Genomic DNA, 13,582 nt, shown 5'->3' on the forward strand with positions numbered 1-13,582 from the left:
CTGTATGGAATGATTACTTCATGATACGCGCTTTAAACTGACGACCTTTAATCTTACCATTTTGAATCTGTTTTAAAGCAACATTAACCACGCTCTTTTCAACAGCAATGTACGTCACCATCGCTAAAGAGTTTATCTTACCGATTTTTTTACCATCAATTCCCGCTTGCTTAGTTAACGCACCAAGAATATCACCAGGACGCAGTTTCACCTTCTTACCACCGAGTATTTGAATCGTCTTCATCGGTGCTTCCATTGGCTCTTGCTTGCTTCTTTCTGGTATAGCTGAAGGCTTAATTTCAATATCCATGTACTCATCAATCAAGGCAACACGTTGCATTTCTTTATCGCTAAAGAAGCTAAATGCGTTGCCCTTTTCACCAGCACGACCAGTACGGCCAATACGGTGAACATGAACTTCTGGGTCACGTGATAATTCGAAGTTAAATACGGCATCTAGGTTATCAACATCGAGTCCACGAGCGGCTACATCTGTTGCAACAAGAATAGAAATACTCTTGTTAGCAAACATCGTTAGAGCCTGATCGCGTTCGCGCTGCTCCATGTCGCCATGAAGTTCCGTCACACTAAAACCACGGTGATGCAGTTCATCATTAACATTTTGAACTTCTTTCTTGGTATTACAGAACACCACTGATGATTCTGGTTGGAAATTCAGTAGCAAAGTTTCTAGTGCATCATCGCGATCTTCTTGGCATGACACTTTATAGAAGTGCTGCTTGATCGTTGATGTTTGATGCGTCGACTCCACTTTAACCATCTCTGGCTTATCCATGATACGAGCGGCAACGGTTTTAATCTCTTTCGGGAAAGTGGCACTAAACAATAATGTTTGACGCTGCTTTGGCGCTTGATCGATGATTGCATCAAGAGCGTCTTGGAAACCCATGTCCATCATGCGGTCAGCTTCATCAAGAACAAGCGTGTTTAGCTCATCTAAACAGATACGATCGCGAGACATATGATCTAGGATGCGTCCCGGTGTGCCCACTAATATATGCGCACCGTGCTCTAGTGAGCCAATCTGTGGCCCCATTGGCATACCGCCACAAAGAGTCAATACTTTAATGTTATGAATGCCACGAGCAAGAGTACGGATCTCTTTCGCTACTTGGTCTGCAAGTTCACGCGTTGGGCATAGAACCAAAGATTGAACACGAAAGCGTTTAACGTTTAGGTTGCTTAATAAACCCAAAGAGAATGCGGCAGTTTTACCTGAGCCAGTCTTACCTTGAGCAATAACATCTTTGCCCGCTAAAACACTCGGTAAGCTCTGCTGTTGAATAGGCGTCATCTCGGTATAACCCAGAGCGTCCAATGTTTGCAGTAGTTCAGGTTTTAACGACAGGGTCGAAAAAGAAGTTGTTGTCACGGTAATGTCCTTTAAGGCTCTTAATAAGGAGGCGTATTATGCCTATTTATAGAAAATTTGCCCGACTATTTTACCCTACTCGTCATTCATTTAAAGAATAAAGCTATAATATCGTAAAACTACTGAGCATTGAGCGTAGAAGTGATGAGAAGTTGTTCTAACAATAAAAAGCAAAACGCCTCTAATAAAGAGGCGTTTTTTAATTCGTAATCGTGATTATCTCAGCCCATGTAAAAATTCATGGCGAGTAGCGGGGATAGATTTAAATATCCCGCCTAATGCGGTTGTCGTCGTTTCACTGGTTGCATCCATCACACCACGAGATTTCACGCAGTAGTGAACCGCATCCATAGTTACTGCCACATCTTCGGACTCTAGTAGCGTTTGTAGTGCAACTAAGATTTGCTGTGTCATACGCTCTTGAACTTGTGGGCGCTGAGCAAAGAAGCGAACAATTCGATTGATCTTCGATAGCCCGATGATCTTTCCACGAGGAATGTAAGCAACGGCTGCCTTGCCATCGATAGTAACAAGGTGATGCTCACAAGTGCTGGTCACCGTGATATCTTTCACGCGCACCATTTCACTGACATTCATCTTATTTTCAATAACAGTGATCTTAGGGAAGTTTGCGTAATCAAGGCCAGAAAAAACTTCGTCAACATACATCTTAGCGATGCGATGTGGTGTTTCTTCGAGACTGTCGTCAGTTAAATCGAGTTCGAGAAGCGTTAAGATTTCACGCATGTGGTGCTCAATCTTCTCTTTTTTATCTTCACGACTAACCTGGTTCGGACGCATTGGCGTTTCTAAACCACGGCTTTCTAGCGCATCTTTTACTAACTTTGCGGATTCGCTAAGAGCTGACATTCTCATTCCTCTTGAATTACCCCTTTTGGATGGCAGCAAGAATACCCGTAATTGGAAATAATGACTACTCATAATTGTCTCTGGCCGTTATTGCTACTGATAATTATATGATAAAGTCGAACACAAATAATAAGATAATAGGATAACTAGATGGGCTGCTGTGACGCACCGGGCTTAATGCCTCTTGAAGATGCCATGGACAAAATGCTTTCCCGCATTAAACCAATCCAAACAACACAACGACTCCCTCTTGCTGATGCACTGGGTTACGTTCTTGCGGAAGATGTTCTTTCGCCAATTTTTGTTCCTCCTTTTGATAATTCAGCAATGGATGGATATGCCCTTCGTTTAGCAGATTTAGAATCAACAAACGTTCTACCACTAGCCGGTAAATCTTTTGCGGGCCTCCCTTTTGAAGGTGATTGGCCAGAGAAAACCTGTATTCGCATAATGACAGGAGCTAAAATCCCACAAGGCTGTGATGCTGTCGTTATGCAAGAAAATACCGAAGTAGCAGACGACGGGATCGTCATTAAACAAGAGAAAATCGCTTCACAAAACAATATTCGTCCTCTTGGTGATGATATTCGTCAAGGTGACATCGTACTTGAACAAGGTGCTCGCCTAACTCCTAGAGACATCCCTATGATTGCCTCACTAGGTGTGAGCCACATTGTTGTCGTACGCAAACCCAAAGTTGCCTTCTTCTCGACTGGTGATGAGCTTAAATCACTGGGTGAACCGCTCGCTGGTGGTCAAATATACGATAGTAACCGTTACGGTATTAAGCCTCTTATTGAGAACTTTGGTTGTGAAGCCATCGATCTAGGCATCATTCCTGATTGCCAAGAGACGTTAAAAGCGACATTTGAAAAAGCTCAAACATTGGCAGACGTCGTTGTAACATCAGGCGGTGTAAGTGTTGGAGAAGCAGATTATACTAAGGATATCTTGGAAGAAATTGGGGAAATCGGCTTTTGGAAACTTGCGATTAAACCAGGTAAACCCTTTGCATTTGGTGCTCTAGACACGGCATGGTTCTGTGGGCTGCCAGGAAACCCCGTTTCAGCCATGCTAACTATGTATGTGTTGGTGCAACCTATGTTAGCAAAACTCTCAGGGCACACCCAATGGAAAGAGCAAGAATCAATCCCAGCTGTCACCAAAACAGCCTTTAAGAAAGGCCCAGGGCGTACCGATTACCAACGTGGCATTTACAGTATTGAAAATGGCCAATTCATTGTTGAAACGACAGGAAACCAAAGTTCTGGCGCTTTCCGTTCCATGAGTTTATCCAACTGCTTTGTGGTACTTGAGCGAGAACGTGGCCGAGTTGAAGTTGGTGAGACAGTTCAGATTCAGCTATTTAACTCAACACTTTACTAGGATTTAGGTTTGGATATTTTATCTGACGCTGAAATGCTGCGTTACAACCGACAAATCATTCTGAAACAGTTTGATTTTGAGGGGCAAGAAGCATTAAAGCAAAGCTCGATTCTAATTCTAGGTGCCGGTGGCTTAGGCTGCGCAGCCAGCCAATATTTGGCTACAGCTGGCGTTGGCAAGTTAACGCTAATTGATGATGATAAGGTTGAGTTATCTAACCTTCAAAGGCAAGTGCTTCACACTGATATCGATATAGGTGTCGCTAAAGTCGAATCAGCAAAAGCTGCGTTAACCAAGCTAAATCCTCACCTTTGTGTTAAGACCATAGAGAATCGTTTAGGTGACAGTGAATTAGAATCATTAGTTTCATCTCATACGCTGGTTCTTGATGCGTCAGACAATGTAGAGACTCGTAATCAACTTAACCGTCTATGCTTTCGCAATAAAATACCGCTGATTTCTGGCGCTGCAATCCGCATGGAAGGCCAAGTCAGTGTATTCACTTATCAAAATGAGAATCAACCTTGCTACCAATGTTTAAGTTCACTATTTGGTAATAGCGCACTCACTTGTGTCGAGGCCGGAGTGATGGCTCCTGTTGTTGGAATTGTCGGCGCTGTGCAAGCAATGGAAGCGATCAAAGTCATTGCAAATTACGGAACGCCACTTGAAGGGAAGATTCTCATTTTAGACGCACTCACCATGAGTTGGCGAGAGATGAAATTATCTAAGATGCAACACTGCACTGTTTGCTCCTAACTGTAACGGGTTCTTGTGTCTTAACTGACATTTCTGATGCAGTTACTATGATTCTCATAATGAAAACCGACATATTGTCGGTTTTTTATTATGACAATCAATCTGATTTTTCTTCATTACTTTTTCATCAACACCCTCTTTACCACCATGTAAATCAATGAGTTAAAAGTGGCATAATCCTTGTAATAACGTAGGTAATCAACAAAACGTTTATTGGAAGGAGAACATCATGCGTAGGCTTATCCTATTATTTGTAGCAATTCTTATTTCGCTATCAGCTCATTCAGCCCCTTTTGAGACCTGCCCTAGTAAAGCGTATTTATTTCAATCTAAGCCTGTTCAGGTGTATGGCGTCAACCTAGTTACTGGTGAAACAAACCTACTTGAAGGTAATACAGGAACAACCGGGAATATAAATGCGGTTGGCTTTGATTTCGAAGATAAGTATATCTACGGCTATGACACAACACACAAAGAAGTTGTTCGCTTAGGTAAAGACTTCCAGTCAGAAACATTGAACGTCACTGGGCTTCCTGATCATACATTCTATGTTGGGGATGTTTATGACCACGTTCTCTATTTCTATCGTAAGGGTCAGGGTTTATTCAAGATTGATTTATACCCACTGGACACAAACCCTAATGCAACCCTAGCTCTTGAGCTTATTACTACCACAGCCACTGTTTCACTAACTGATTTCGCCTTTCACCCTGCAAATGGGAAACTGTATGGTGTCGATAACTCTACAGGTGGACTATACGAATTCGATATAACCAACGGTGGCGAAACCTATCTTGGTAACATTGGAGAGACAGGGACATTCGGTGCTGGTTATTTTGACGTTGATGGCTATTACTATATTTCACGTAATGCAGATGGCCACGTTTTCCGTATCAACCTATCAGACCCTGATGACCTTAATGACGACATCATAGCCGCTCAAATTTTTGCTTATGGCCCAGCCTCTGGACAAAACGATGGTGCTCGATGTGCTAATGCGCCTGTTATCGATGAAGATTCAACCATTGATTTTGGTGATGCTCCGGATAGCTACTTGACGCTTCTAGATTCAAATGGCCCTCGTCACGGTATCGGATCTGGATTCTATCTTGGATCTGTTGCTCCTGACGGTGAAGGTGATGGTTTATTAGCGCCACTAGATGACAACAAAGCGGGGCTACAAGATGAAGACGGTGTTGGATTTGTAACCGCAATCGAAGCAGGTATGACAGCACTTGTTTCTGTGCAAGCATCAACAAATGGGTATCTTTCTGCGTGGATCGATTGGAACAAAGATGGCGACTTCACAGACGAAGGAGAAAAAGTATTCTCAGATACGTTGCTGGTACCCGGTAACAACTCCCTTATGCTTTCGGTACCCAACGATGTAACCATGGGTTCTACATGGAGTCGCTTCCGCTTTAGTGACCAAACGGGAATCGATTACTTCGGCGGCGCTCAAAAAGGTGAAGTGGAAGATCACCCAGTATTGATTACAAAAGACGGTGTTGCTATTCGCCACTACCCAAGTGAATCTGGATTCGTTACAGCTGCGTTTGAAGATAACTGGCCATATACGACTGATTACGATATGAATGATCTGGTTATTCGTTACCGCGTCACTGAAACACTTCAAGACGGTAAGGTTTCACGCTCAATCATCGAAGGCTATGTCGCGGCTTATGGCGCCGGTTACCACAATGGCTTTGCTATTAGGCTTGCTGGACTCAATCGCACAGATATTGACGACGCCCTTACCACTATGACTATCAACGGGTACTTACAACCAGCTAATGGATTAGAAGCCATTTCAGAAGAAGCTATTTTTATCATATCAGACAATATGTCTAACGTATTATCGGATACCTGTGAGTACTTTAGAACGCGTCAAAACTGCCAAGAAGCATTGAACACTTCATTTAAGCTTGATATTTCAACGACCGATGCTGCTGATACGTCAGGATTAATGGCTATGCCCTACGACCCTTTCATCTTTGCTTCTCCAGACTATTATCATGGCGATGGGATAACTTTTCAGCCTGGTAGAAAATGGGAAGTGCACGCTGCAGATCAAGCGCCAACAGAACAATTTGATGAGTCACTATTTGGACGAGGCGTCGACACCAGTAACCCTAGTGAAAACCGTTACTACAAAACCGCTAATAACCTTCCTTGGGCACTATTAGTCACTAGTGAATGGATGTGGCCACAAGAGCGAGTAGATCTCGTTACCGCCTACCCAGAGTTTGCCACTTACGCTGAATCTGCAGGGCAAAATAGTCAAGACTGGCATTCCGAGGATAACGCGTCTTCTAACCAATTTTATCTTCCAGAGGAGTAAGGACAATGAATATTAAATGGACTGCATTATCAATCGTATTTGCTCTTACTGCCTGTGGTGGAGGCGGTGGTGGTGAAGGAGGAGGTAGCTCATCATCAACAGGAAGCAGCGGCTCTGGCTCGGCAGGAAGTACGAGCACGATCATTGAAGAGTCTTCGACAGAAAGTGCTGTTGTCGCTAGAACAATGCAAGATCTCGTTGTTCCTGATGACTTTAGCTATAACCCGGTAATGGGCCATCATTTTGATGTGGACATTAGTGCATACTCAAGCCAGCGTGCCTATATATCCGTTTATGGTCAATTCACCGTGAATCAAGATGGTAGCTACAAACCTGATTTCAATAGCCGTATTACCTCTACGTCGTTAGATAACGGTACTGCTTCGCTGGAATTTTGTATCAGTGATTCACAGTCATCAGTATTAGCTGAAATCTGGTTTTACGACGGAAGCGACCCGATTCAACATCAATTTACAACAGCGCAAAATCAGTGGATTTGGTAGCAAGGTTCAAGTATTGAGGTGAGAGACAGGCTAAACTGTCTCTCACTTAGTTGTTTGGGAAATAGTCAGATTCAACAGATGAATAATTCTAAAGTTTACCTATCCGTGTTTGTCGCATCTATCTTATCGCTTCTGCTCCTACTCCAATTGATACCCAGTGACACTAATGAAGCTGAAGTAGTAGGGATCATTATAGATCGCTCTATAACTCAATCTCTCGATGGGCACAGGCAGTACCTTATCGTTGAAGTACCTAATACCGGTATTGTAAGAGTTTCTATCCCCACTACCAAAGAGTGCGATGTCGGCCAATCAGTCAAACTTAAAGCCAATAATCATGATGTTAGCAAAGCCACTAGCTTTCAATTTATATCCTGCTAAGGTTATTTAGTTTATACACTGAGTATTTGGTCTAACCTGTCTATACCTGAATAATAAAACATCAATACAAGGAAACGTAATGACACCTCTAGTATCGCCACAATGGCTTCATGGACAAGCTTCTAACCCAAACTTGGTCATCTTAGATGCAAGTATTGATTTCCAAATTCCGAGTGAAACAGCAAAGGACAAACAAAATATAATCCCAAATGCCATTCGTTTCGATTACAACTCAGATTTTAGTGACCCAGACAATTCGCTCCCACACATGATGCCTAGCGAAACTCGCTTCAATGAGATGGCTAAAAAGATTGGCCTAAACAACGAGTCTGTGATCATTGTTTATGACAACAGCGGTACGTTCGCCTCTCCACGCGCATGGTTTATGTTAAAGGCTATGGGGCATAAAGACGTGTTCATACTCGATGGCGGGTTAACTGAATGGAAGAACTCTGGGTTTGAAGTAGCGCAAACCTATGCCACTCAAAAACAGAAAGGAAATTTTAATGGAGTACTCAACACCGACTATTTCTTATCCGCTCAACAAGTGCTTGATAAGATAGAAGACGACTCAAGTTTAACTGTAGATGCTCGGGGATTAGCTCGTTTCAAAGCAGAAACAGAAGAGCCAAGAGCTGGTATCAGAAGTGGGCATATCCCTAAGTCTGTCTGTCAGCCATTTTCAGAGCTGATGAATGGTCACAAGTTAAAGCCTGTCGAACAACTCAAATCGATTCTAGACCAATCTATTGAACCATCCAAAGATCATTACATATTTAGCTGTGGCTCTGGGGTGACGGCTTGCATTGTCCTTCTAGCAAGTAAGGTCTGTGGTCATGAAAACCTTTCAGTTTATGACGGTTCATGGACTGAGTGGGGGCAAAGACCTGACCTTCCTATCGAGAAATAAACGCCTAGGAACATTGGGGGATATGCTGCCTAAAACAAAAGAGCCGCTCACGTTAGTAAAAACATGAGCGGCTCTTTTTATTTATAACGATTATTTGTGCTTGTCTTGAACAAACTTTTTACTTACATCTACAATAGCCACATCTTTAAAGAAGCTACGACCAAGAAGGATTGAAAACTTCATATGATTGCGATCTGACAAGGTAAATTCTGTTTTCTCTTTTAAATCACCAACTTGAACCCATGCTACAACCACTGGGCGCTTCTCTGATTCTTCACTATTAGATTGACGGATCTTAACCCAACGTTGGATAGGTAGTGCAATTTCTTTACTAAGTGTATCGCCCATATCCATTTTGAATTTAACCCAGTCTTTACCATCTCGCTCAAATTGAACGATATCTTGTGCACTAACTGAAGATGTTGTTGCACCAGTATCGACACGCGCTTTAAAGCTCTGTTTCATACCCGGTATGTACACCCACTCTTGATCACCAAGTATCAACTTGCCATCTTCCGTTTTTTTCGGCTGAGGCTTTGGCTTTTCAACGGGTTTATCTTCAGGAACTGGATCAGGTTTAACTTCTGGCTCTACTTCCGGTAGCTGCTCAGGTATCACTTCCGGCTCAACAGGCTCAGGATCAACCTCAGGTTTTTCAATAGGATTCACTGGCTCAGGTATCGTTTCTTGATCAACTTGGCTAGTCGTTGAACAAGCCGTTAATCCGAGGCTCAACATAACCATTAATATGAGGTTTTTTTGTTTGTTCATATCACTACCTTGTTATTATTATCGTGAAACTTGAGCAATAGCGTTTGCTACGTAAGCGATGTGGTTTTCAGAAAGCCCAGCTATATTGATTCGACCATCGCCCACGCCATAGATGCCATACTTCTCTCTAAGCGTCGCCATCTGTTCACTACTAAAACCTAATACAGTAAACATGCCTTTATGATGTTCAATAAAGTTAAATTCATCGGTACCGTGTACTGTTCTAAATTCATTACATAGGCTATTTCTTAGGCTTAGCAACCTTTGCTGCATTTGACTCAGCTCAGATTTCCAAGTTTCAGTCAGTTTCTCATCATTTAAAATAGTTTTAACTAACGCAGCACCATGGTCAGGTGGCATTGTATAAGTTGAACGAGCAAGAGTAAGTAACTTGCCTTTAGCATTAGTCACATCTTTAACTGATTTACCAACAACAATTGCAGCACCAGTACGTTCTCGGTATAAACCAAAATTCTTTGAACAAGATGTGGTAATCAGCATCTCGTCAACGTTATCCGCCATATAGCGCATGCCTTTTGCATCTTCTTCTAAGCCATCACCAAAGCCTTGATAAGCAATGTCGACAAAAGGAATAAAACCATTTTTTTGTGACAATTCGGTAATCGCTTGCCAAGCAGCAAAGTCAATGTCTGCCCCTGTTGGGTTATGACAGCACCCATGAAGAAGCACGACATCATTTGGACCAGCTTGCGCAAGTTCTTGAAGCATTTTTTCGCTATCAACCTGTTTGGTCTCATAGCTAAAGTAGCTGTAGTGTTTCACTTTTAAGCCAGCAGCTTCCATAACTGGTTTATGGTTAACATAGCTAGGATTCGAGATCCATATCGTAGTGTCTGGTTGAGCAAGCTTCATTAAGTCGCCCAACATTCTAAGCGCCCCACTTGCTCCAGGTGTTTGAATAGTAGCTACTCTGTCCATTGCAGAGGTGCCAGAGAGCAATAATTTAGTCATCGATTGATTAAATTCTTCGCAGCCCGCTAACCCAACATAAGCTTTGGTTTTTTGAGTGTCGACAACAATATCTTGTGCTTGTTTAATCGCAGTCATAATTGGGGTTTGTCCCTGACTGTTGCGATAAACGCCAATGCCGAGATCAACTTTGTCAGGACGTACATCTTGACGGTAAGCAATGGATAAAGAGAGGATAGGATCTAGTGTTGGTTCAGATAAGTGTGAGAACATGAAAGTCACAACCCTTTGAAATTCAAGTAATGACATCACGGTAACATTAGATCCATAAAAATCGAAGCGATATTTTAATGCTTTGTTAAATCGATATTTTATACTTTTTCAAATGCAGCAAAGATACATCGCTAAGTTATTGATGATACGCACCTAAGCCATTGATAATCAGCCGTCTAAAACTCGTTAAAGGTGTGAATTATTTGGTTTTCACTGCCGCGCCACTTAAGACTCGGGTCATATTTGTCTTGTTCAAACTTGCCATCGATAAGCGTATCAATATAAGGCAAAATTTCTTTTTGTTCAGTGTTCAACTCATCAAGTTCGTAACCAGTCCATAACCAGATGTCTTTATCTGGGCACTCGGTTTTAACTCTTTTCACTAGCTTTAGTATTTCAGAGACATTCGCAGGGTGCATTGGGTCACCACCAGAGAGTGACAATCCTCTGCGCTTAATCCGGCTATCGGTTAGATCTGCAATGATCTTATCAGTAAGTTCTTCGGTAAATAGATGACCAGAGTCGAGACGTTGAGTCGATTGGTTATAGCACCCTTTGCACTGGTGTATACAACCAGAGACAAACAGCGTGCATCGTGTACCTGGTCCGTTAATAACATCAATGGGGTGATACTGGTGATAATTCATTTCAAAGATACCGATTGCTAAATTAAAAGCCGCGCTATTGATAGCACGGCTTCTTACTATATCTTAGGGTAAGAACGCTGTTCTAATGACAGGAGCTGTTACCTCAAAACAAGAGCTGTAGCTGCTTCTCTACAGGTGCATCTCTATAGGTGCTTAACGCGACGCTTAACTTCTTCTTGTTTACCGAAGTTAAATGGGCGTGCATCAGGCGAGCCTAAGTAGCCACATACACGGCGGGTCACCGACACTTTTGTCGAGTCATGATTGCCACATTTAGGGCAGGTAAAACCCTTACTTGTACAGTCAAACTCACCATTGAAGCCACATTCGTAACACTCATCTATCGGTGTGTTAGTTCCATAATATGGCACGCGGCTGTAGCTGTAATCCCAAACGTTCTCTAATGCTTCAATGTTATTCTGCATGTTCGGAAACTCGCCATAGCAGATAAAACCGCCAGAAGAGATATGCGGATAAGATAATTCGAAGTCAATCTTATCGTATGGGTTTACTTTCTTTTGAACATCTAAATGGAAGCTGTTTGTGTAGTAACCACGATCAGTGACACCTTCGATAACGCCGAACTCTTTAGTGTCAATACGACAGAAACGGCTACATAGATTCTCACTTGGCGTTGCGTACAAGCTAAACGCGTAGCCCGTCTCTTCCGTCCATTGATTCACTTGATCCTTAAGGTAGCTAACGATCTCTAGTGCTTGTAAGCGAAGTTCCTCGCTATCATAGATATGGCTGTCCGCTCCGTGAAGAGCAGTGATCATCTCATGAATACCGATGTAGCCTAACGAAATTGAAGCACGACCATTTTTAAAAATATCAGCAATAGATTCGTCAGCTTTTAAACGAACACCACACGCACCTTCCATATAAAGGATTGGTGCAACACGAGCTTTAACGTTCTCTAAACGGCTAATACGGGTTTCTAAAGCTCGACGAGCAAGTTTTAGTTTCTCATCAAGTAGTTCATAGAAAGTCTCGATCGAACCATTCGCTTTTAATGCGATACGTGGAAGATTTAAGCTAACAACACCTAAATTGTTGCGGCCTTCATGTATTAATTCGCCATTTTCCTCGTAAGTACCTAGGAAGCTACGACAGCCCATCGGCGTTTTAAATGACCCGGTTACTTCAACCACTTTGTCGTAATTCAAGATGTCTGGGTACATGCGTTTCGATGCACACTCAAGAGCCAACTGCTTAATATCGTAGTTTGGGTTATCAGATGTATGGTTCAGGCCATCTTTAATTGCAAAAACCAGTTTTGGGAATACGGCTGTTTTCGCATTTTTACCAAGGCCTGCAATTCGATTTTTCAAGATAGATTGCTGAATTAAACGTGATGCCCAACTTGTACCAAGGCCAAAGCCAAACGTAACAAATGGCGTTTGACCGTTTGCTGTATGGAGAGTATTTACTTCGTACTCAAGTGACTGGAATGCGTCATAACACTCTTTTTCAGTACGTGTATTAGCAAATGCTTCTGGTTCACGAATGTCCCACTCTTTAGCAATTTCTAGATGCTTCTCGTAGCTTGCTTTAACGTAAGGTTCCAGCACTTCATCAATACGGTTAATGGTTGTTCCACCGTAGATGTGGCTAGCAACTTGAGCGATGATCTGTGCAGTTACAGCGGTTGCTGTAGAGATTGATTTTGGCGTATCAATCTCAGCGTTACCCATTTTAAAACCATGAGTCAACATGCCTTTAAGATCGATAAGCATACAGTTAAACATTGGGAAAAATGGCGCGTAGTCTAAGTCATGATAGTGGATGTCACCTTCTTCATGAGCTTGAACAATATCACGTGGTAATATATGTGTTTTTGCGTAATGTTTTGCAACAATACCCGCTAATAAGTCGCGTTGAGTCGGGATAACTTTTCCGTCTTTATTAGCATTCTCATTGATTAGATCAACATTGCTCTCTTCAATAAGACCTTCTATCTCGCGAGTTAATGCACTCTGTTTTTCACGTGCTATATCTCGGTCATGGCGATATTCAATATAGCCACGAGCTAAAGACTTAAATGGCCCTTGCATGAGTTCATTTTCAACAAGAGTTTGAATTTCTGAGATATGGACTTCATCGTGATCTTTCAGCTTCAGCTCAACCGCTAACGCAACATTCAGTGCGTAAATTGCAATTTCTTTATCCACGTTTTCCGCCGCACTTTCCACTGCTGCTTGAATACGATCCCTACTGAACGGAGCTCTTGAGCCGTCACGTTTGATTACGATTGGTTTCACTATTTCCCCTTACCCTAAGTATACCCACAGACTTATCCACAAACACACTATATAGGGTGATTATTTGACCGACTGACACTATATATTGTGGTGTATTTAACAAAAAGCACAACGCGAGAGTATTGATTTGGATCAAGAAAACGTGATGCCTGTT

At 42.4% G+C, this 13,582-nt stretch carries 12 protein-coding genes; 6 read left to right on the plus strand and 6 right to left on the minus strand.

The features are described 5' to 3' along the window. Positions 1 to 13: 13 nt before the first annotated feature. Together dbpA and folE are read right to left on the minus strand one after the other, a co-directional pair. On the minus strand, positions 14 to 1,393 hold the full coding sequence (gene dbpA / locus L4D20_RS04540) for an ATP-dependent RNA helicase DbpA (RefSeq protein ID WP_428800357.1): 1,380 nt from the start codon (positions 1,391 to 1,393) through the stop codon (positions 14 to 16). Positions 1,394 to 1,609: 216 nt separating this feature from the next. Continuing rightward, a complete protein-coding gene (gene folE / locus L4D20_RS04545; RefSeq protein WP_428800358.1) occupies positions 1,610 to 2,263 on the minus strand; it encodes a GTP cyclohydrolase I FolE in 654 nt (217 codons plus the stop codon). A 150-nt stretch (positions 2,264 to 2,413) separates the two neighbouring features. Between folE and moeA the strand changes: the two genes are divergently transcribed. From moeA to L4D20_RS04575, 6 genes are all read left to right on the plus strand, one after another. Next, positions 2,414 to 3,649: a molybdopterin molybdotransferase MoeA gene (gene moeA, locus L4D20_RS04550; RefSeq protein WP_428800359.1), complete on the plus strand. Its 1,236-nt coding sequence runs from the start codon at positions 2,414 to 2,416 to the stop codon at positions 3,647 to 3,649. 9 nt (positions 3,650 to 3,658) lie between these two features. Further along, positions 3,659 to 4,408: a molybdopterin-synthase adenylyltransferase MoeB gene (gene moeB, locus L4D20_RS04555; RefSeq protein ID WP_428800360.1), complete on the plus strand. Its 750-nt coding sequence runs from the start codon at positions 3,659 to 3,661 to the stop codon at positions 4,406 to 4,408. 229 nt (positions 4,409 to 4,637) lie between these two features. Beyond that, positions 4,638 to 6,749, plus strand: a complete 2,112-nt coding sequence (locus L4D20_RS04560) for an LruC domain-containing protein (RefSeq protein WP_428800361.1) — start codon at positions 4,638 to 4,640, stop codon at positions 6,747 to 6,749. Positions 6,750 to 6,754: 5 nt separating this feature from the next. After that, entirely contained in the window at positions 6,755 to 7,252 is a 498-nt protein-coding gene (locus L4D20_RS04565) for a hypothetical protein (RefSeq protein ID WP_428800362.1), read from the plus strand. A 78-nt stretch (positions 7,253 to 7,330) separates the two neighbouring features. Beyond that, positions 7,331 to 7,633, plus strand: a complete 303-nt coding sequence (locus L4D20_RS04570) for a hypothetical protein (protein ID WP_428800363.1) — start codon at positions 7,331 to 7,333, stop codon at positions 7,631 to 7,633. Between the two features lie 79 nt (positions 7,634 to 7,712). Next, positions 7,713 to 8,543, plus strand: a complete 831-nt coding sequence (locus tag L4D20_RS04575; protein ID WP_428800364.1) for a sulfurtransferase — start codon at positions 7,713 to 7,715, stop codon at positions 8,541 to 8,543. Between the two features lie 90 nt (positions 8,544 to 8,633). Here L4D20_RS04575 and L4D20_RS04580 read toward each other — a convergent pair whose 3' ends face one another. The 4 genes from L4D20_RS04580 to nrdD form a co-directional block, all read right to left on the minus strand. Then, positions 8,634 to 9,314 carry a putative ATP-dependent zinc protease gene (locus L4D20_RS04580; protein ID WP_428800365.1) on the minus strand — a complete coding sequence of 227 codons (681 nt, stop codon included), beginning with the start codon at positions 9,312 to 9,314 and terminating at the stop codon, positions 8,634 to 8,636. A gap of 18 nt (positions 9,315 to 9,332) precedes the next feature. Further along, complete coding sequence (locus L4D20_RS04585; protein WP_428800366.1) at positions 9,333 to 10,517, minus strand: amino acid aminotransferase; 1,185 nt, start codon at positions 10,515 to 10,517, stop codon at positions 9,333 to 9,335. Between the two features lie 176 nt (positions 10,518 to 10,693). Next, positions 10,694 to 11,164 carry an anaerobic ribonucleoside-triphosphate reductase-activating protein gene (nrdG, locus tag L4D20_RS04590; RefSeq protein ID WP_428800367.1) on the minus strand — a complete coding sequence of 157 codons (471 nt, stop codon included), beginning with the start codon at positions 11,162 to 11,164 and terminating at the stop codon, positions 10,694 to 10,696. A 143-nt stretch (positions 11,165 to 11,307) separates the two neighbouring features. After that, a complete protein-coding gene (nrdD, locus tag L4D20_RS04595) occupies positions 11,308 to 13,428 on the minus strand; it encodes an anaerobic ribonucleoside-triphosphate reductase (RefSeq protein WP_428800368.1) in 2,121 nt (706 codons plus the stop codon). Positions 13,429 to 13,582: the final 154 nt, after the last annotated feature.

Source organism: Vibrio kyushuensis (assembly GCF_050337325.1).
In the GTDB taxonomy this organism is placed as follows: Bacteria; Pseudomonadota; Gammaproteobacteria; order Enterobacterales; family Vibrionaceae; genus Vibrio; species Vibrio kyushuensis.